This is a genomic window from Cystobacter fuscus, from assembly GCF_044360685.1.
Classification (GTDB): Bacteria; Myxococcota; Myxococcia; order Myxococcales; family Myxococcaceae; genus Cystobacter; species Cystobacter fuscus_C.
This window is the reverse complement of the sequence record NZ_CP043491.1, coordinates 9,665,716-9,685,783: the sequence shown is the minus strand read 5'-3', so window position 1 is coordinate 9,685,783 and position 20,068 is coordinate 9,665,716. Positions and strand designations below refer to the sequence as shown.

At 67.3% G+C, this 20,068-nt stretch carries 14 protein-coding genes; 6 read left to right on the top strand and 8 right to left on the bottom strand.

Annotated elements, in window-relative coordinates; genetic code table 11:
* Window positions 1-17 precede the first annotated feature (17 nt).
* From F0U63_RS39675 to F0U63_RS39665, 3 genes are all read right to left on the bottom strand, one after another.
* On the bottom strand, window positions 18-899 hold the full coding sequence (locus tag F0U63_RS39675) for an aldo/keto reductase (RefSeq protein ID WP_395838579.1): 882 nt from the start codon (window positions 897-899) through the stop codon (window positions 18-20).
* A 1-nt stretch (window position 900) separates the two neighbouring features.
* Window positions 901-1,719, bottom strand: a complete 819-nt coding sequence (locus F0U63_RS39670; RefSeq protein ID WP_395838577.1) for a hypothetical protein — start codon at window positions 1,717-1,719, stop codon at window positions 901-903.
* Between the two features lie 80 nt (window positions 1,720-1,799).
* Window positions 1,800-2,255: a Spy/CpxP family protein refolding chaperone gene (locus F0U63_RS39665; protein WP_395838575.1), complete on the bottom strand. Its 456-nt coding sequence runs from the start codon at window positions 2,253-2,255 to the stop codon at window positions 1,800-1,802.
* A gap of 362 nt (window positions 2,256-2,617) precedes the next feature.
* Between F0U63_RS39665 and dnaE the strand changes: the two genes are divergently transcribed.
* The 5 genes from dnaE (at window position 2,618) to F0U63_RS39640 (ending at window position 11,291) form a co-directional block, all read left to right on the top strand.
* A complete protein-coding gene (dnaE, locus tag F0U63_RS39660) occupies window positions 2,618-6,187 on the top strand; it encodes a DNA polymerase III subunit alpha (protein WP_395838573.1) in 3,570 nt (1,189 codons plus the stop codon).
* A 67-nt stretch (window positions 6,188-6,254) separates the two neighbouring features.
* Window positions 6,255-7,490, top strand: a complete 1,236-nt coding sequence (locus F0U63_RS39655) for an ATP-binding protein (protein WP_395838571.1) — start codon at window positions 6,255-6,257, stop codon at window positions 7,488-7,490.
* 27 nt (window positions 7,491-7,517) lie between these two features.
* Window positions 7,518-8,321, top strand: a complete 804-nt coding sequence (locus F0U63_RS39650; protein WP_395838569.1) for an SDR family oxidoreductase — start codon at window positions 7,518-7,520, stop codon at window positions 8,319-8,321.
* 143 nt (window positions 8,322-8,464) lie between these two features.
* Window positions 8,465-10,618, top strand: coding sequence for a lamin tail domain-containing protein (locus F0U63_RS39645; protein ID WP_395838567.1), 2,154 nt, complete (start codon window positions 8,465-8,467; stop codon window positions 10,616-10,618).
* Between the two features lie 220 nt (window positions 10,619-10,838).
* A complete protein-coding gene (locus tag F0U63_RS39640; RefSeq protein ID WP_395838565.1) occupies window positions 10,839-11,291 on the top strand; it encodes a hypothetical protein in 453 nt (150 codons plus the stop codon).
* Window positions 11,292-11,360: 69 nt separating this feature from the next.
* Here F0U63_RS39640 and F0U63_RS39635 read toward each other — a convergent pair whose 3' ends face one another.
* Window positions 11,361-13,868 carry a glycogen/starch/alpha-glucan phosphorylase gene (locus F0U63_RS39635; protein ID WP_395838563.1) on the bottom strand — a complete coding sequence of 836 codons (2,508 nt, stop codon included), beginning with the start codon at window positions 13,866-13,868 and terminating at the stop codon, window positions 11,361-11,363.
* A 311-nt stretch (window positions 13,869-14,179) separates the two neighbouring features.
* Here F0U63_RS39635 and F0U63_RS39630 point away from each other — a divergent pair, with 311 nt between their 5' ends.
* Window positions 14,180-14,767, top strand: a complete 588-nt coding sequence (locus F0U63_RS39630) for a TIGR02265 family protein (protein ID WP_395838561.1) — start codon at window positions 14,180-14,182, stop codon at window positions 14,765-14,767.
* A gap of 42 nt (window positions 14,768-14,809) precedes the next feature.
* On the opposite strand, the gene F0U63_RS39625 is transcribed toward F0U63_RS39630, so the two are convergent.
* The 4 genes from F0U63_RS39625 to F0U63_RS39610 all read right to left on the bottom strand — a co-directional run bounded on the left by F0U63_RS39625 (window position 14,810) and on the right by F0U63_RS39610 (window position 20,052).
* Window positions 14,810-15,892 (bottom strand): class I SAM-dependent methyltransferase, encoded by a 1,083-nt coding sequence (locus F0U63_RS39625; RefSeq protein WP_395838559.1) that lies wholly within the window; start codon window positions 15,890-15,892, stop codon window positions 14,810-14,812.
* Between the two features lie 180 nt (window positions 15,893-16,072).
* Entirely contained in the window at window positions 16,073-17,245 is a 1,173-nt protein-coding gene (locus tag F0U63_RS39620; RefSeq protein ID WP_395838556.1) for a peptidoglycan DD-metalloendopeptidase family protein, read from the bottom strand.
* Between the two features lie 153 nt (window positions 17,246-17,398).
* Window positions 17,399-18,892 (bottom strand): SpoVR family protein, encoded by a 1,494-nt coding sequence (locus F0U63_RS39615; protein ID WP_395838554.1) that lies wholly within the window; start codon window positions 18,890-18,892, stop codon window positions 17,399-17,401.
* A 50-nt stretch (window positions 18,893-18,942) separates the two neighbouring features.
* Complete coding sequence (locus F0U63_RS39610) at window positions 18,943-20,052, bottom strand: DUF444 family protein (protein ID WP_395838552.1); 1,110 nt, start codon at window positions 20,050-20,052, stop codon at window positions 18,943-18,945.
* Window positions 20,053-20,068 lie beyond the last annotated feature (16 nt).

Genomic DNA, 20,068 nt, shown 5'->3' with positions numbered 1-20,068 from the left:
CGCGCCGAGGTGGGGCCTCAAATGAGGCCGTCCCAGGCGGCGCCCTGGCGGAGGAAGGCGTCGCGGATGGGGTGCACGAGGGGCTCGGGCAGGGGGCCCTGCTCGAGGGCGCGCAGGTTGTGCTGGAGGTGTTCCAGGCGCGTGGTGCCCACGATGCAGCTCGCCACTCCCGGGGTGAAGGCGGTGAAGCGCAGGGCGAACGCGTTCCAGTCCAGCCCCTGGGGGTCCAGCCCGAGCGCGTGCATGCGGTCCCAGTACGTGGCGATGTCCTGGGCGGCGGGGCGCTGGGGGAAGCGCCAGGGGGCGTTGCCCAGGGGCCGCTTGGCGATGACGCCGATGCCCCGCTCGCGCGCCAGGGGCAGGGCCGTGTCGAGCGCACGCTGGTCGAAGAGGTTGAGCGAGAGCTGCACCGAGCCGAACGCCCCCGAGCGCAGGGCCCAGGCGAGCGCCTCGTTGTCGCCCGAGTACGCGGCGACGCGCACCTGGCCCCGCTGCACGGCGGCGTGGAGCGCGTCCACCACGCCGGGGCGCTCGAGCACCTCCACGGGACAGGAGTGGAAGTGCACCACGTCGAGGAAGTCGGTGCGCAGCCGGCGCAGGGCCTGTTCAATCCCCTGGGTGATGCAGGGCCCCGTCCAGTCCTCCACGCCGGGCACGCCGTAGCCGCACTTGGTGGAGAGGACGAACTCGTGGCGCCGGCCCTGGAGCGCCCGGCCGATGCGCTCCTCGGACAGGCCGTAGCTCGGGGCGGTGTCGAGCAGGTTGATGCCCGCGTCGAGCACCCCGTGCAGCAGCGCGTGGGCCGCCTCCTCGGACAGCTCGGGACTGCCCACGGGTCCCGCTCCATAGCCCAGCGCGGACACGTGTGGGCCTTGGGCGCCCAGGGGACGGCGAATCATGTCAGCTGCTCCCACCTCCGCGCGCCGCCAGGTCGATGAAACCGCGCACCCAGATGAGGTTGATGGCGTGGCTGGCTTCGAGCGGAGTCTGGGTGGTGGTCTCCAGCGCCGCAGTATAGGGCACGCCGCTGCGCATGAAGTAATCGGTGACGCTGCCGTCGTGGTACTCGATGAGCCCGAGGCGGTCCGTGCGGTTGTTCTCGTCCACCTTGTCGTCGCGGATGACGTGGGCGTGCGCGGACGCGGCCTCCATCAGCGGCACGTAGGCGGCCTTGTCCCCGAAGGTATACGCGTAGGTATGGGCCCCCGGAATGTAGTTGTCCTGGTGGATGTCCAGCGCGGCGGCGGGGGCGGGGTGCCGGGCGATGTCCGTGCGCACCGCGCGCGTCTCCTTGGGCCCGCCGTCGAACAGCACCCAGCGCAGGAAGGACTCCTCGCGCTGCACCTCGCCCTTCCAGGTGCCGGGCGCGGTCTCGTAGCGCAGGAAGTCGTTGTTGATCTTCTCCCCGCTGCGGTTGTAGCGCGTGCCGTCCTCGAAGCCCGAGGGGTTGATGCACGGGTAGACGCGCAGCCCCACGCCGCGCTCGCGCGCGTACGCGGCGATCTCCTCGAAGTGCCAGCTCAACGTGAGGGGCCCGGCGGGCTCCTCCCCGTGGAAGCCCGAGGTGATGACGAGCCAGCGCTCCCCGGGAACGGTGAGGCGGAAGAGCGGGTACTCGACTCCTCCCTCAAGCACCCGGGCGTACTCGTTCACCTCGGCCAGACGGGAGTAGTCACGGATGCGGCGGGCGAACTCCTGGTAGTTTTGTGGCACCCCCATAACGTAGCCATTCGGCGGGGGGCGCGGATTGTCCCAGGGTCGAGGGCCTGTCCACCCGTGAGCATCCGGAGGCGCTCGGGCTAGTGGCGCTCGTTCATGTGTTCACGGGCGTTGGCCGACACCTGCTGGCGCTGCGCGGGGGTGAGGACGCGGTGGGCCTCCAGGGCGGCGTCGGCCACCTTGTGGGCGAAGGCGCGCCAGGCGTCCACGCGGGCGTCCACCAGGGCATGCACGGCGCGGGTGTCGGGCTGGGCGGAATCCCACTGCTTCACCAGCTCCTTGCGCGTGTCCCGCTGCTCCTCCATCACCCGTTGGCCCTCGTCGAAGAGGGAGTCCTTGAGCCCTTGAATCGTCCGCTTCTGCTCGTCCGTGGCCTTCAGGTCCTCGAGCTTGTCATCCAGGCGCCAGGTGATCATCTGCTTCATGCGCTCGGGGTTGCGCGCGCCCCAGCCCATGTGCCCGCCCCGGAAACCCGTGAGGAGGACGACGCCGAGGACCGCGGAACCGACCAGGAGGATCTTGCTCTTCGTGTTCATGACGGTTGCTCCCTGGAGGACCCCGGGGGCCCTCTCGTGTGTGGCGCGCCGTTCATTCGGCGACGGTGGAGAGAATGCGCGGCGCACGTCAGGGGCGTTTGTCGTGGGCATGAAGAAGTGTGAAGGGCACCGTCCAGCGGGGCGGCCGGGCGGGCGGGCGCCCGTTCCGAGTCCCTTCCAGGAGACGGGCCGGGTGACGCCTGGACAACCCAGGGGCTCCTTCACCGGGGGTGAGGGCCGTGCGACAAGGCGCCCGGGCCGCGCTTCCGGTCCCGGACGAACCGGGTGGACGGGAACTGGCGGGCGGCTCGGGCCTGAACAATCGTCTGGTGAAGCCACCCTCAGCCGACTACTTATCCGCCATGTCCTTTACCCACCTCCACCTGCACTCCCTGTACTCGCTCCTCGACGGAGCGATCCGGATGAAGGATCTCATCAAGACGGTGAAGGAGAAGGGGATGACGAGCGTGGCCGTGACGGATCACGGCAACATGTTCGCCACCATCGACTTCTACAAGAAGGCCAAGGACGCGGGCATCAAGCCCATCATCGGCATGGAGACGTACGTGGCCGGCCCCAAGGGGCGCGCGGACCGTACGGAGAAGGTGGGCCACCACCTCATCCTCCTGGCGAAGAACAAGGAGGGGTACGACAACCTCAAGTACCTCTCGTCCATGGCCTACCGCGAGGGCTTCTACTACCACCCGCGCATCGACAAGAAGCTGCTGGCCGACCACAGCAAGGGCCTGTTCGCCCTCACCGCATGTCTGGGCGGCGAGGTGACGGGAGCGGCCTTCCGTGGTGACATGGACCACGCGCGCCGCGCGGCGCTCGAGTACAAGAACATCTTCGAGCCGGACCACTTCTTCCTCGAGGTGCAGTCCAACGGGATGCCCGAGCAGGAGACGGCCAACACCAACCTCAAGCAGCTCAGCCGCGACCTGGACATCCCGCTGTGCGCCACCGCGGACGCGCACTACATCAAGAAGGAGGACGCGCGCGCGCACGAGCTGCTCATGTGCATCGCCAGCGGCAAGACGCTCGCGGACGGCAAGCGCATGAAGCACTCCACGGACAAGCTCTACGTCACGAGCCCCCAGGAGATGCTCGAGTACTTCCACGACACGCCCGAGGCCGTCCACAACACCCAGCGCATCGTCGAGCAGATCAACCTGGAGCTGAAGCTGGGCAAGCCCATGCTGCCCACCTTCCAGGTGCCCGACAGCCACACGCCCGATAGCTTCATGGCGGAGCTGGCGCGCGCCAACCTCGAGGAGCGCTTCAAGGAGATCGACCTGGCGCGCTTCCGCGCGGGCCAGCCGCCCGTGGACCGCGAGCCCTACAAGGCGCGCCTGGAGCTGGAGCTGGGCGTCATCCAGAAGATGGGGTTCAGCGGCTACTTCCTCATCGTCCAGGACTTCATCAACTGGGCCAAGCAGAACAACATCCCGGTGGGCCCGGGCCGTGGCTCGGGCGCGGGCAGCCTCGTGGCGTACTGCCTGCGCATCACCGACCTGGATCCGCTCCCGTACAACCTGCTCTTCGAGCGCTTCCTCAACCCCGAGCGCGTGTCGATGCCCGACTTCGACGTCGACTTCTGCCAGGACCGGCGCGACGAGGTCATCAAGTACGTGGGCCGCAAGTACGGGGAGAACAACGTCGGGCAGATCATCACCTTCGGCTCGCTCAAGGCCAAGAGCGTGCTGCGCGACGTGTGCCGCGTGTTCGCGCTGCCCTTCAGCGAGGGGGATCGCATCGCCAAGCTGGTGCCCGAGGTGCTCGGCATCACCCTCAAGGACGCGATCGAACAGGAGCCGCGGCTCAAGGAGATGATGGAGAAGCCGAGCGCCATCGGCCAGGTGGATGGCAAGGACGTCACCACCAAGGACGTGCTGGAGATCGCGCTCGCGCTCGAGGGCCTGCACCGCCAGCCCGGCATGCACGCGGCCGGCGTGGTGATTGCCGACAAGCCCCTGTGGGAGTTCGTGCCCACCTACCAGCCGCCGGGGGAAGACACCCTCATCACCCAGTTCGCCAAGGACGAGGTGGAGGCCGCGGGCCTGGTGAAGTTCGACTTCCTCGGCCTCAAGACGCTCACCGTCATCCAGAACGCGCTCAACCTCATCAACCGCAACCCGCCTGACGGCAAGCCCATCCTGCGCGAGGACATCCCGCTCGATGACGCCGAGGTGTGGAAGCTCATGGCGGATGGCGACACGGCCGGCGTCTTCCAGATGGAATCCAGCGGCTTCACCGAAATGGTGATGAAGCTCAAGCCGTCGTGCTTCGAAGACGTCATCGCCGCGGGCGCGCTCTACCGTCCGGGTCCGCTCGACTCGGGCATGGTGGACGTGTTCATCAACCGCAAGCACGGCCGCGAGAAGGTGGTGTACCCGCACCCGCTGCTCGAGCCCGTCCTCAAGGACACCTACGGCGTTATCGTCTACCAGGAACAGGTGATGCAGATCTCCCAGGTGCTGGGAGGCTACACCCTGGGCCGCGCGGACCTGCTTCGCCGCGCCATGGGCAAGAAGAAGGCCGAGGTCATGCAGGCCGAGCGGGCCGGCTTCCTCGAGGGGTGCAAGAACAACAACGTGGACCTGAAGGTCGCGGGGGAGATCTTCGACCTGATGGAGAAGTTCGCCGAGTACGGCTTCAACAAGAGCCACTCGGCGGCCTACGGACTCGTCACCCTGCACACCGCGTGGCTCAAGGCGCACTACCGCGTCGAGTTCATGGCGGCGCTGCTCACGAGCGAGAAGGAAAACACGGACAAGGTGGTGCTGCACATCGGCGAGGCGCGCCAGTCGGGCGTGCAGGTGCTGCCGCCGGATGTGAACCAGTCGGACATGGCGTTCGGCGCGGTGGAGGGGAAGATCCGCTTCGGCCTGGGCGCCATCAAGGGCGTGGGCGAGGGCGCCATCGAGGCCATCGTCGAGGCGCGCAAGGAAGGGCCCTTCAAGAGCCTGTTCGACTTCTGCGAGCGCGTGGACTCGCGCAAGGTGAACCGCAAGGTGCTCGAGGCGCTGGTGAAGGCGGGCTCCTTCGACTTCGAGAAGCGCCCGCGGCGGCAGATCTTCGAGAGCATCGAGCGCGCGATGAGCCGCGGCTCGAGCAGCCAGAAGGACAAGGCAGCCGGGCAGAGCTCGCTCTTCGGCATGCTGGGTGGGGGCGCATCGGGTGGGGCAGACCTGAAGAACGACTACGTGCAGGTGGAGGAGTGGTCGGAGAAGGAGCGCCTGGCGCTGGAGAAGGAGGCCATCGGCTTCTACGTGTCGGGCCACCCGCTGCATGCCTACGACAAGGAGCTCAAGCGCTACGCGCGGCCCATCACGGCGGTGCAGCGCGCGCGCAAGGACGAGAAGCTCACCATCGCGGGCGTGGTGGCGGCGCTGCGCGAGCGGCCCACCAAGACGGGCAAGCGCATGGCGTGGGTGACGCTGGAGGACCTGTCCGGCTCGATCGAGCTGGTGTGCTTCCCGGGCAAGGACGGCACGCGCAACGTCATGGGCAAGGACGGCAAGTGGACGAAGTCGGGGCCCAAGCCCGGCTTCGAGCACTGGGAGTCGCTGCTCAAGAGCGATGACCCCATCCTCGTGACGGGCACGGTGCAGATCAACCAGCGCGACGAGGACACGCCGGTGGCGGAGTTGATCGTCGAGGACATCCAGAGCCTCAAGGCGGTGCGGGAGAAGCGCACCAAGCGCCTGGAGCTGCGGCTGCCGGCGGATCTCGCCACGGACGAGCGGCTCACGAAGCTCGCGCAGCTCGTCAAGCAGTACGAGGGCGCCACGCCCCTGGCGGTGAGCCTGCTGTTCTCCAACGAGGCCGAGGCGCTCATCGCCAACCTGCCGCTCAAGGTGCAGGTGAGCGACGAGCTCATCCAGTCCGTGGAACGGCTCTTCGGCATGAAGGTGGTCGAGTTCGGCTGAGCGCCCGGCTGGGTCGATTGCTGCGCGAGCGTGGTAACCATGCTATCGGCGGTGGGAGGAGGTCCTCATGACGCCCGCCGCTGTCTCACGCCTCGAATTGGATGATCCAGCGCCCTTCCTGCGCTGGCTGGGAATGGATCCAGTGGGGGTGGACCTGGGGGCCAGCGATCCGGTGGAGATGTGGGGTCTCGTCGCGCTCGCGACCCTCGGCCGTGTCCAGGGAGACGAGCCCCTGCGGATCCGGACGGATTGGGCCGCGCGCTCCTGCGAGTTCGCCCGTGCGGTGGGGTTCGAGGATCTCGTGAATGGAGAACCCGCCTCGGGTCCCGGAGAGCCTGGGCGCACCGTCAAGCTCACCCGCATCCGCACCTCCGATACGACCGAGCCGGTGGCGGAGCGGATCTCCAGGCTGCTCATCACCGAGGAGCGGTTCGAGGATACGCGGAGGACCCTCTACTACGTCCTCAACGAGCTGCTGCGCAACGTCGTCCAGCACAGCCGCGATCCTCTGGGCGGAGTGGTGGGGGCGCAGGTCAACAGGGGCGGCCGCAACGCGGAGCGCCCCGCGGTGCAGGTGGCCGTCGCGGATGCGGGCGTCGGAATCCCCGCGAGCCTGGTGTCCCGGCACAAATCCCTGACGGAACCCCGTGAAGCGCTCTCCCGCTCGCTCTGGCCGCATGTCTCGAGCACCTTCGATGAAGGCGAGACGGGAAGCATCCAGAACGCGGGGATGGGTCTGTTCTTCATCGCGGAGATGACGAAGCTGGTGGGCGGGCGGCTGGTGCTGGCCTCTCGGGGCGCGACGCTCATTCTCGAGGGAGATGAGCGCTTCGAGGACCCTCATGGGAAGACGAAGTTCCTGGAGCCTGGAGTGGGCTTTCCCGGGACCCTCGTCGCCTTCGAGATGCCCTCCGAGGCCGATCAGGACTACGAGGGCATGATCGAAACCATCAAGGAGAGGGCACGGGAGAGAACACCTCGCCGCGCCGTCCACAAATGGTTGGCCTTCGAGCCGCCTCCCGCCGAGGCCCAGCGCTTCATCGTCAGCCAGTCGCGAATCGAGGACACGGTGGAAGCGCAGCGCTTCTCCGAGGAGAAGCTCCTTCCCCGGCTCTTCAACAAGCAGCCCATTGCCCTGGACTTCATGGGCATCCCGGTCTGTACGCAGAGTTACGTGCACGCCCTCCTGTTCGAGCCGCTTCGGATGGCCTGGGCGCGCAAGGCGAAGATCTACATCCTCAACGCCCAACCCGCGGTTCGCAGCACGTTGGAACTGCTGGAGAATTACGCGTTGGGGGGCTGAGCTTTCAACGCAGAGGAGGGGAGTGACATGGCACAGGGTGTGTTCCGGGATGGATTGCTGGCGGGCAAGTCGGCGTTCATCACCGGGGGCAGCAGCGGCATCAACCTCGGCATCGCCGAGGCGCTCGTGAAGGCGGGCGCGAAGGTCGCCATCAACGGCCGCAACGTGGAGAAGTTGGAGGCGGCCGTGAAGGGGCTCCAGGCGCATGGCACCGCCTTGGGCGTGGCCGCCGACGTGCGTCAGTACGACGCCCTGGCCCAGGCCCTCCGCACGGCGCGTGACGCCCATGGGGAACTCGACATCCTCGTGTGCGGCGCGGCGGGCAACTTCCCCGCGCCCGCGGCCGGCATGTCCTCCAACGCGTTCAAGTCGGTGCTGGAGATCGACGTGCTCGGCACCTTCAACACCTGCCGCGCCGCCTTCGAGCACCTGCGCAAGCCGGGCGCCTGCGTGCTCAACATCTCCGCCCCCCAGGCCTACCTGCCCATGGCCATGCAGGCCCACGTGTGCGCCGCCAAGGCCGGCGTGGACATGCTCACCCGCACCCTCGCCATCGAGTGGGGCGGCGTGGGGATCCGCGTCAACTCCATCACCCCCGGTCCTATCGACGACACCGAGGGTATGCGTCGGCTCGCTCCGGGTGACGGCGCGCGTGGCAAGCTCCTCGAGGCCCTACCCCTGGGTCGCCTCGGAACGAAGCAGGACATCGCGCAACTCGCGCTTTTCCTGGCCTCCGATGCCGCTTCGTACATCACCGGCTCCTTGATGGTGTGCGATGGAGGCCAGTCCCTGCTGGGCTCGGGGCTCATGCTCAAGGCCCTGGGTTTGTGAACGGCTCGTGACGTTTTGAGAGGAAGCGAGCGTTCTTACGGGGCTGTGTTTTTCCAGGTAGGGAGCATCTGGTAAGAGGGTCGTGTGCCCGCGAAGCCTCCTGGCTGGCGGGTTCGGTTCCCTCTTCAGCCTGGAGCTGCTTCATGAAGCATGGCCCCCCCTCGCTCGCGCGCTTGGTCGCGTCGAGCGTGTTGTTGCTCGGTCTGTCCCTCGGAGGATCGGCGTGTCGTGAGCAGCCGCCCCCGCCTCCCGCGGCGCAGGAGATGCCGGACACGGACGTCTCCTCGGTGGAGGTGAACCCGGCGCAGGGCGCGCGTGCCAACGGCCAGGACACCGTGGAGATCCGGGTGACGGTGCGCACGGCGGAGGGCGCTCCGCTGGAGGGCCGCGCGGTGACGGTGGAGGCCTCGGGCGAGGGCAACACGCTGGTGCAGCCGTCGAGCCCCACGGATGCGCAGGGCGTGGCGATCGCGACGCTCGCGTCCACCGCCGTGGGCACGAAGACGGTGACGGCCACGGTGGACGCGGAAGGGGGCCCCGTGACGCTGTCCTCCCAGCCCACCGTCGAGTTCGTCTCCGTGTGCGCGGGAGTGACCTGCACGCCGGACGCTCCCTCCTGTGCGGCGGATGGTGTCTCGCGGACCACCTACACGGCGGCTTGTGTCGACGTGAATGGCACCGCCACGTGCCAGCAGACGGGGACGGACACCGCGTGCACGGGCACCAACGCCGTCTGCTTCAAAGGCGAGTGTGGAACGGCCACGCGGCCCACGGCCAACCAGTTGCTCGTCTCCGAGGTGATGCACTCGCCCTCGAGCGGGACGACCGAGTACTTCGAGCTGACCAACACCACGGAGGGCCTGCTCGACCTCAACGGCCTCACGGTGATCTACAAGAACAGCTCGGAGGCCGTGCGCTCGTTCCTGGTGGGCTCGGGGAGCGTTCCGGTGGTGGTGGGCGGCAAGGGCCACATCGTCCTGGCCCAGAACAAGGATCGGGCCACCAATGGGGGTGTTTTCGCCAGCTACCAGTACCCCAGCTCGATCGCCATGGAGGAGGCGGGGTCCCTCATCGTCTCCAATGGCACGAGCCCGGTGACGGAGTTCCGCTACACGCCGTCCTTCCCGCGGAGCACGGGTAAGTCGATGAACCTCTCCTCGCTCATCCTGGGCACGCGGGCCTCGGCCCTTCCCTGGTACTGGTGTGACTCGACGGATGCGCTCCCGGGTGGGGATTACGGCACGCCCGAGGCCGCCAACACCACGTGCGGCGTGACGGCCAGCCCGGTCGTGAGCCTGTGCTACATCCAGAGCCCGAAGACGATTCCGCCCACCCTGGCGGGCACGGCGGTGGATGTCTCCAGCCGGTTCAAGGCCGTGGGCGTGACGGACCGGAACACGGCTGGAAACGACGGCTACCCCTACGTGGTGGCGGAGCTGGGCTACGGCCCGGACACGCGCCCCGCGACGGAGTGGACCTGGACGGCCATCTCCTTCAATGGGGAGTACGCGCCGACGGTCAGCGACGAGGACGAGATGCTCGGGGTGCTGCGCATCTCCACGCCCGGCTCGTACAAGTACGGCTTCCGCTATTCCCTCAAGGACCCGGTCACGGGCGCGCTGTCGACCCCTGTCTACTGCGGTGCGAGCGACATCTCGGATCCGACCAATGGCGTCTTTGGCACGGTGACCATCACCGAGCCGCCGCCGCCGGCGACCGACCACGTGGTCATCAGCGAGTTCGCCTCGAAGAACTTCAAGGCGGATGGGGCGACCATCGAGCACAACGATGAGTTCATCGAGCTCTACAACCCGACGAGCGCCGCCGTTCCGCTCACGGGGTGGAAGATCCAGTACGCCTCGGCCTCGGGGACCTTCAGCGACCTGGCGAATCTGACGCTCACGGGGAGCATCGCGGCGAAGGGTTATTTCCTGCTTGGCTACAAGACCACGTTCACGGGTCCGACGCCTGATGCGACCTACACCACGTCCACCGGCCACGGCGGGGGCGCGCTGCGAATCCTCGATGCGGCGGGCAAAGTGGTGGATCTGCTGGGCTGGGGCACGGCCTCTGCCTCGAACCGTGAAGGCACCGCGGCTTCAGCCGTCCCTGACACCCAGGCGGGTGGAAGCATCGAGCGCAAGGCGGTGTCCTCCTCGGACGCAGACACGATGAAGCCGGGCGGCGGCGACGCCCTGCGTGGCAACGGCTACGACACCAACAACAATGGGAACGACTTCGTACTGCGCGCCACGCGTGATCCGCAGAACTCCTCGAGTGCTGCCGAATCCCCGTAGGCGCTCGCGTTCCGCTCGAACATTCCAGGCCGCTCCGGTTCCGCCGGGCGGCCTTTTTCTCATTCTTCACGAGCCCAGGATGACGCGCCGCCTCTCTTCTGCTAGGCTGCCGCGTCACGGAGCTTCCTGGGGGGGAGCGTCGACATCCGAACGCTGGGAGCCAGGCCTCGCCTGATCCATTCCCCTCCTCGACTCCGAGCTGTCCGCATCGGGGGGATGCATGTTCGCTGTCATTACTTTCGACGATTCGTCGTGGCCGTTGCTGTCGGTCCGCATGAGCGGGAACGTGTCGGACGCGGAGTACGCGCGCTTCCTCGCGCAGATGGACAGCTATCTGGACCGGGGCGAGCGCTACGTCTGCGTGATGGACGTGAGCCTGTGCTCCATGCTCACGGTGACCCAGCGCTACATGCATGCGGAGTGGATCCACCGCAACGAGGCCCGGTTGAGCCAGCAGCTGCTCGGACTCGCCTCCGTCATGACCTCGGCGCATATGCGCCTGTCGAGGAGTCTGCTCACCTACCTCAAGCCGATGCCCGTGCCGTGCGCCACCGTGCCCGACATGGACGCGGCCTTGCGCTACGTGGCGGGCCGGCTGGCGGGTGAGGGGCTCCTCGCCTCGGCCGAGCGCCTCCGCCATCGCTTCGGCCTGCGCATCCGCCAGGCGGGCTGAGCCCCTCGCGCCCGTTCCGGTAAGGCCGCGGTGCGCTGGGGCCCCGCGGCCTCCCGTCACCCCGTCAGCTCAGGGCTTCACGTCGATGCGCTTCACCTGCCAGATCTCCTCGGCGTACTGCTTGATGGTGCGGTCCGAGGAGAAGATGCCGCCGTGCGCCACGTTGTGGATGGCCATGCGCGTCCAGCGCTCGGTGTCCTTGTAGGCGCGCGCCACTTCCTGCTGCTTGGCCGCGTACGAGGCGAAGTCGGCCAGCACGAGGTAGCGGTCCTCCTCGAGCAGGCTGTTCACCAGTGGCCGGAAGAGGTTCTTGTCCTCCGGCGAGAAGAAGCCCGAGCCGATGAGATCCAGCGCCTCGCGCAGCTCCACGTTGCGCTCGTACTCTTCGCGCGGCCGGTAGCCGGCGCGCTTGCGGGCGATCACCTCGTCGGCGGTGAGGCCGAAGAGGAAGAAGTTGTCGTCGCCCACCGCCTGGCGGATCTCCACGTTCGCGCCGTCCAGCGTGCCCAGGGTGAGCGCGCCGTTGAGCATGAACTTCATGTTGCCCGTGCCGGAAGCCTCCCAGCCCGCGGTGGAGATCTGCTCGGACACGTCCGCCGCCGGGATGATGCGCTCGGCGAGGCTCACCCGGTAGTTGGGCACGAACAGCACCTGCAGGCCCGTGGTGCCCGCGTCGCTGTTGACCACCTCGGCGATGCCGTTGATGAGGCGGATGATGAGCTTGGCCTCCACGTAGCCCGGGGCCGCCTTGGCGCCGAAGAGGAACACGCGCGGGGCGATGATGGTGCTCGGGTCGCGCCGCGCCTTCATCCACAGCGACACGATGTGCACCGCGTCGAGCAACTGCCGCTTGTACTCGTGCAGACGCTTGATCTGCACGTCGAAGATGGCGTCCGGGTTGAGGTCCACCCCGCACAGCCCCTTGAGGTGGCGCGACAGGTCCGTCTTGTTCTGCCGCTTCACCTCGGCGAAGGCCTGGCGGAACGCCGCGTCGTCGGCGAGCGGCTCGAGCTTGCGCAGCTGATCCAGGTCCGTGACCCAGCCCTCCCCGATGCGGCTGGTGATGAGTTTGGCCAGCCGGGGGTTGCTCCACAGGAGCCAGCGGCGCGGCGTCACGCCGTTGGTCTTGTTGTTGAAGCGCTCGGGGTACATCTCCGCGAACTCGGGCAGCACGTCACGCCGTAGGAGGTTGGTGTGCAGCTCCGCCACGCCGTTGACGCTGTGGCTGCCCACCACCGCCAGGTGCGCCATGCGGATCTTCTTCTCCGTGCCTTCCTCCACGAGGCTCATGCGGCGGATGCGCTCGGTGTCGAAGGGGTAGCGGATCTGCACCTGGCGCAGGAAGCGCTGGTTGATTTCGTAGATGATTTCCAGGTGGCGCGGCAGCAGGCGCTCGAAGAGCGAGGCCGGCCACTTCTCCATGGCCTCGGCCAGGAGCGTGTGGTTGGTGTAGCCGAAGGTGGCCTGGGTGATGGCGGCCGCCTCTTCCCAGCCCAGGCGCTTCTCGTCCACGAGCACGCGCATCAGCTCGGCCACGCCAATGGCCGGGTGGGTGTCGTTGAGCTGGATGGCGACCTTCTTGGGGAAGTCGCGGAAGTCCGAGTGGTTCTTGAGGTAGCGCCGGACGATGTCCGCGATGGAGCAGGCGACGAAGAAGTACTGCTGCTTGAGGCGCAGCTCCTTGCCGGCCTGGAAGGCATCGTTGGGGTAGAGCACCTTGGAGATGACTTCCGAGTCGTTCTTCTCCACCACCGAGCGCTCGTAGTCACCGGCGTTGAAGAGCTTGAGGTCGAACTCCTCGCTGGCGCGCGCCTGCCACAGCCGCAGGGTGTTGACGGTGTTGTTGCCGTAGCCGGCGATGGGCGTGTCGTAGGGCACGCCGATGACCGTCTTGCCGCCCACCCAGCGCGCCACGGGCTTGCCATCCGCGCCGTGGAAGTGCTCCACGTGCCCGTAGAAGCGCACCGGCACCGCCTTCTCCGGCCGGACGATCTCCCAGGGGTTGCCGAACTTCAGCCACTCGTCGGCGCGCTCCACCTGGTAGCCCTCGACGATGTCCTGGGTGAAGATGCCGAACTCGTAGCGGATGCCATAGCCCATGCCGGGGTAGCCCAGCGTGGCGAGCGAGTCGAGGAAGCACGCCGCCAGCCGCCCGAGGCCGCCGTTGCCGAGTCCCGCGTCCGGCTCCATCTCCACGAGCGCGCCCAGGTCCACGCCCACCTCGCGCATGGCCTGCTCGGCGGCCTCGTACATGCCGATGTTGAGCAGGTTGTTGCCCAGGGCGCGGCCCAGCAGGTACTCCGCGGACAGGTAGTACGCGCGCTTGACGTCCTGCTCGTAGTAGGTGCGCGCCGTGCGCACCCAGCGGTTGGCGAGCCGGTCGCGCACCGCCAGGGCCAGGGCCATGAAGTGATCGTGGACGGTGGCGTTTTCCGGGTTCTTGCCGCGCGAGTAGCGCACGTGCTCGAGGAAGCCACGGTGCACGCTGTGGGGATCCAGCCCGGTGCGGCTGGATTCCTGCGCCGTATCAGGCGGGGCGGAGGTGGTCGGGGTGAGGATGGGTGAGGCGTTCGACATTCGAGGGGTTCCTCGTGAGACGCACGGCCCTCTGGGCCAGCCGTGTGTGGAGCATGATAGGGTAGACCGACCCACGTTGGACCGCATCGAAAGAAACCCATGGCTGCCCCCCCGCCCAGGTCTCTTCCTTGCTCCGGTTGATCTGGAATTTCAGCGCCTTTCCAGGATACCTGGGCTCCCAGGCGGGAGTGAGACGGCGCGTGCGTGCTGTCCTGCGGGACGAGGATCGCTCGCGAAGCGGGGGAGGAGTCTGGTAGGAAGCGGGATCATCCAGGTTCTGCCTCCAACCTGGGACCTAGAAGGTTCCTTCCATGCCCACTGACAAGAACGACCTCGCTCAGCGGATCGCCATCTGCAAGCCCGAGGACACCGTGAGGGGCTTCATCTTCAAGTCGGTGTACGGCCTGGTGGAGCAGCGGATGGGGAACACGGGAGTGGACCGGCTGCTGCAGCAGCTGCGGGTGAGCAAGCTGCCCGTGGACTTCTTCTCCTACCCGTCGGCGGACTTCCTGCGCTTGCTCTACACGGCCTCGGACATGCTGGAGCCGTACTATCCGTCCGTGGAGGAGGCGATCCGCGCATGTGGGGCGGCCACCGTCACGGGCTTCTTCAAGTCCTATGTGGGCAACACCCTGGTGAAGCTCATCGGGATGAACGATCCCAAGCGGCTGTTCTCCTCGGTGGACACCGTCTATTCCACGCTGGTGAGCTACGGGAAGCGCACGTACGAGGACCTGGGTCCGACGCGCTACCGGCTGGACTTCCAGGGGGACATGCAGCCGGTGTACTTCCACGAGGGCGCCCACCGCGAGGCCCTGCGGGTCATGCGCGGCAACGGCACGGTGACGGGGACGGTCCTCTCGCTCAACCACGCGCAGTACCTGCACGAGTACACCTGAGGACGCCTCCCCGCCTTTGTCCCGCCCTGGACCCGGCCCGGCTCAGCCCTGCTTCTGGCCGGCCCAGAGGATGTTGGTGTGGGAGGGCGCGTCGGTGATGTTCTCCAGCGTCTTCACGCCGCGCGCGGGGGTGCCCTCGCACAGGGCCTGGAACTTGTCCTGGGTGCGGTGGATGACGTACCAGTCACACACGTACTCCATGAAGGACTGCCAGGGGTTCTCCTGGTGCAGGTTCGTGAGCAGCAGCAGCCCGCCGGGCGCGAGCAGCGAGCCCATGGTGTCCAGGAAGCGGTGGATGACGTTGTCCTTGAGGTAGTCGAGGATGCCGGCGGCGATGACCACGTCCATGGGGCCCTCCGGGTGGCGCAGCTTCTCCGGGGCCTCGCGCTGGCGCAGCAGGTTGTAGGTGGACATCTGGATGAAGCGCACGTTGGGCGGGGGCACGCCGTTGCGCGGCAGCCGGGCGAGCTTCTCGAACTGGCGGCGGTTGAAGTCGAGCGGGGCGGGGTCGAAGTCGCACAGCGTGAAGTCGCCGGTGCTGCCCAGCGCCGTGTACTCGCGCAGGGTGTGCTCGGGCCCGCAGGCGAAGGACAGCACGCGCAGGGGGCGTCCCAGGGCCTGGGCCTGACGGTGCAGGTGGCCCAGCAGCCAGGGCACGCGCGCGCGGTGTCCCCGGCCGGGTCCGCAGTTGACGGAGTAGTGCGTGAGGATGCGCGCGAGCGTGGACACGCCCCGGTCCTCGCTGTCGAAGATCATCTCCACCGTGACGTAGTCGCCGGGGTAGCCCAGGGGCTTGTCCACCGCGCGCCGCACGAAGGGGCTCTGCAGGAAGAAGGGCTGGACGGCCGAGCGGTGGTGCTCCAGCGCCCGTTCGCGCTCCTCGTTCGTGAGCTGGTGGTTGAGCTGCGTGAGGCGATGAAAATAGCCATCCAGCCAGACGGTGACTTCCGGCAGACGCTTGCGCAGCAGTGCCGCCTGCTCCTCCTGCATCTCCTGGCGCTGCTGAGGATCTCGCGGAAAGCGCGCCAGACGCTCGGGAAGTCCCTGTTGCAACTCGGCGCTGAGGCTCACGAGTCCACGGTGGAGTTCCTCGGCGGTATGGATGAAGTCTGCGATCGCGGGCATGGGGGGTGGGGGACTGGGAAGGGGGAGGGCAAGGCGCTGCTGCGACGGGAAAATCCCATCCTATCAGACAGGTTGCCCCTCCGGCATAGCCTCAGACCCCAGGACAGTATCACCCTCTCCGAGGAGAATGTGCGAACGAGCCCTACATGAGAGGTAGGGTGGACCCGCGCGGGGGACGGCTCAGGGCTGGGCGCTGGCCTGGGCCACGGAGACGGCGTCGAGCTGCTGCGCCAGGGGGGCGACCTTCGCGCGGAAGTCCGCGAGCAGACTCTTGGGGAGCGGCTCGGTGCGAGGGAAGTTCTGGTTGAGCGGGTTGACGTAGTGGCCGCTGCGCTTGAGGGCGTAGTGCAGGTGGGGGCCGGTGCTGCGGCCCGTGTTGCCCGACAGGGCGATGACCTGCTTCTGGCTCACCCGGGCGCCCGCGCGCACGCCCTGGCCGAAGCGCGACAGGTGCAGGTAGCACGTCTCGAAGCCATTGTTGTGCCGCAGGCACACGGTGTTGCCGCCGGCGCCCGTGTTGGCCGCCACGGTGACGGTGCCATCGGCCACGGCCCACACGGGCGTGCCCACGCTCGCCGCGTAGTCCACGCCGTTGTGGGCCTTCACGTACTGGAGCACCGGGTGGAAGCGGCTGCCGAAGGTGCTCGTCACGTGGGCGTACTTGAGCGGGCTCTTGAGGAAGGCCTTGCGCGCGCTCGCGCCGTCCTCCTGGAAGAAGCTCGGCTTGCCGTCCGGCAGCTCGTAGCGGAAGACGCGCTTGCTCCCCACCGACTCCCCCTGGTAGCTCGCCGCCAGCACCTCGCCGTAGCGCAGGAAGCGGCCCTTGGAGACGAACTTCTCCACCACCGCGCGCGCCCGGTCCCCCCGGCGCACGTCCCGGTAGAAGTCGATGTCCCAGGCGAACACGTCCGCCAGCACCATGCCGATGAGCGGATCCTCCCCCGCCGCCAGCGCCGCCTCGTACAGCGAGGAGTTGACCTCCAGCGACACCACCGTCACCTGCTTCTCCACCTCGATGGCGCGCTTGCTGCCCACGAAGCGCTCCCCATCCCGGCGCACCTGCCACTCGTCCACCGCGCTCTGCCGGTAGCCGAAGAAGTCCAGCTCGCCCTCGCGCAGCACCAGGCGGAACTGGTCGCCCACGCGCGACTTGCGGAAGTCGAACACGCCCTCCAGCGCGGCGATGACCGCGCTCACCTGCTCCGGCGGCAGTCCCGCCTCCTGCAGGGCCACCGCGAGCGGCTGGTTGGGCTCGATGCGGCGGTTGCGCACGCTGTAGGTGGTGTGGGCGGCTTCGACGAGGGGCGCGGCGAACAGCACACCCAGGCACAGGACGACGGGGGCGAGTCTCATGGGGCTCGCGCAGTGTACGGGAGCTACAGGGCTGTTCCCAAATTCCAGCCCCTCATCTTCTCAGCTCCGGCGGCAACTCGGCCGCCTGGTGGGTTGGCAATCCAACCAGACGGTGTTTTTCCCGCGGGGCGGCAACGAGGCGGAGCGAGCGCCTCAGAGATCGATCTTCTTCTCGGTGTGGTTCTGCCCGTCGAAGCGCAGCAGCACGCCCTTGTTGTCGTAGCGGGTGATGATGCACGCGGGGCGGCGCCACAAGGACTGCACGTTGCGCAGCGTCTCGCGCGCGTAGTCGCCCTTGAGATCCTGCCCGTCGTGCTTGTGCGCCATGAGCAGCTCGCCCCGGTTGTCGTGGTTGCCGTCGACGACTTCGATGATGGGCTGGCCGAAGTTGGTGAGCTGCTGCAGGAGCTTGTTCTTCACCTTGCGGAACTCCCGGTCGAGGATCTCCCAGGAGTTGCGCTTGTCGTTGAAGCCATAGACGAAGAGCTTCTGGTCGATGGCGAACTCGGCGGTGAGGAAGGTGTCGATGAAGGTGATGTCGTTGTAGTGCTTGCGCACCTCGAAGATCTTCTCGCGGCCCATGCCCGTCTTCTTGTCCCAGGAGCGGCGCGCGCGCAGGTCATCGCACTCGTCCCACTCCTTGCCGAAGCGGCCCTTGTTCCATCGCTCCTCGATGTCGCGCCACAGCTCGATGCCGAGCTTGTACGGGTTGAGCGCGCCGGGCCGGGTGCCCATGGTGCCCGAGTGCCGGTCCGCGTAGTCGATGACCTCGTCGTCCTTGAGCGCGCGCCGGGTCATGATGGTGGAGTGCCAGTAGCTGGCCCAGCCCTCGTTCATGATCTTCGTCTGGCCCTGGGGCGCGAAGTAGTAGGCCTCGTCGCGGATGATGGAGAGGATGTCCGACTCCCACGGCTCGAGCGGGGCGTGCTCCAGGAGGAAGGCGAGCACGTCGCGCTGGGGGCGCTCGGGGAACTTCTTCGTCTTCGCCTTCTCCTCCTCCACCTTCTTGCGCTGGCTGTCGAGGAACTCGGAGGGGTTGATGAAGCCGCGCATGTACTCGCGGTTCACCTTGAAGCCCTCCACGCGCTCGTTGCTCTTGAGCTCGTCCTCGGCGCGCTGCGGGTCCGGGTTGCGGCGGATGTGGGGCGCGTGCTGATCGATGAGGTTCTCCAGCGACAGCGCCCGGTCGATGAAGTCCTCCACCTTCTCCACGCCAATCTTGTCGATCCACCGGCGCACGCGCGTGGCGTGGTTGGCCATGTCGTCGATCATCCGGCGGTTGGTGTGGCGGAAGGAGAAGTTGTTCTTGAAGAAGTCGCAGTGCCCGTACACGTGCGCCATGACCAGCTTCTGGTCCACGTCCGAGTTGCTCTCCAGGAGGTAGGCGTAGCAGGGGTCGTTGTTGATGACGAGCTCGTAGATCTTGCTCAGTCCGTACTCGTACCCCTTGGACAGCTGCTCGTACTCCATGCCCCAGCGCCAGTGCGGGTAGCGCGTGGGGAAGCCGCCATAGGCGGCCACCATGTTGAGCTCGTCGTAGCTGAGGACCTCGAAGATGGTCTCGAAGAAGTCGAGGCCGAACTCCCGGGCATGGCCCTCGATCTCCTGCTTCAGTTTGGCCAGCGGCGGGGTGAGGCTCTTGGGCATCGCGAACTCCGGAAGCGGGGGGCGGCGGGCGGGAGGAGGCGAGGGGGCGGTCAGCGGCCCTTGCCGAGGAAGTCCTTGATGGAGGAGTAGATGGCGTCCTTGTCGGCGATCTCGCTCAGGGCCACGTTGTTGGAGTCACCCACGGCCTCGCGCAAGTCCTTGATGAACTGGCCGCTGCCGTAGGGGCTCTCCACCTGGCCATAGGCGAACTGGTTCACGCCGGGCAGGATGTCCTCGCGGAGCATCTCGATGCACTGGCGCGTGTCATCCGCGCTCCAGTTGTCTCCGTCCGAGAAGTGGAAGGGATAGATGTTCCACGCGCTCTTGGGATAGTCCGACTTGATGATGTCCCGGCACAGCTTGTAGGCGCTGGAGATCATCGTGCCGCCGGACTCGCGGGTGTGGAAGAAGGTGTCGCGGTCCACCTCGCGCGCCACGGCGTCGTGGATGATGTAGCGCGCCTCCAGACCCTTGTACTGGTGGCGCAGCCACGTATCGAGCCAGAAGCTCTCGATGCGGACGATCTCCTTCTGCTCGTCGCCCATGGAGCCGGACACGTCCATCATGTAGATGATGACGGCGTTGGTTTCCGGCAGCTCCTGGAGCTTGTAGCTGCGGTAGCGCCGGTCCTCGCGCGTGGGGATGATGACGGGGCGGGCCGGGTTGTACGTGCCCATGGCGATCTGCCGCCGCAGGGCCTGCTTGTAGGTGCGCTTGAAGTGGCGCAGCGACTCGGGGCCGGTGGTGTTGACCCCGGTGTACTTGATCTTCTGGGTGACGATCTTCTCGTTCTGCCGCCGCTCGATGTTGGGCAGGCGCAGCTCCTCGCCCAATATCTGCGCCAGCTCGTCGAGCGTGACGTCGACCTCGAGCGAGTGGTCGCCCTCGCCCTGGCCGGCCTGGTGCCCGTCCCCGGGCTGCACCGCGCCCGGGGAGAGCTGCTGCCCCACGTCCCCCTCCCCCTGCCCGACGCCCCCCTGCTCCTTGTGGCCGTACTTGAAGTGGGGGATGTCGATGAAGGGAATGGGGATGGAGATCGTGTCCTTGCCCTTCTTGCCGATCATCTCCCCCTTCTGCACGTACTTGCGCAGGTTGGATTTGATCTTCCCGCGGACGATCTGTTTGAAGCGTGAGTGGTCCTGGTGGATGCGCAAAGACACGAGTGCTCCCCTTCCC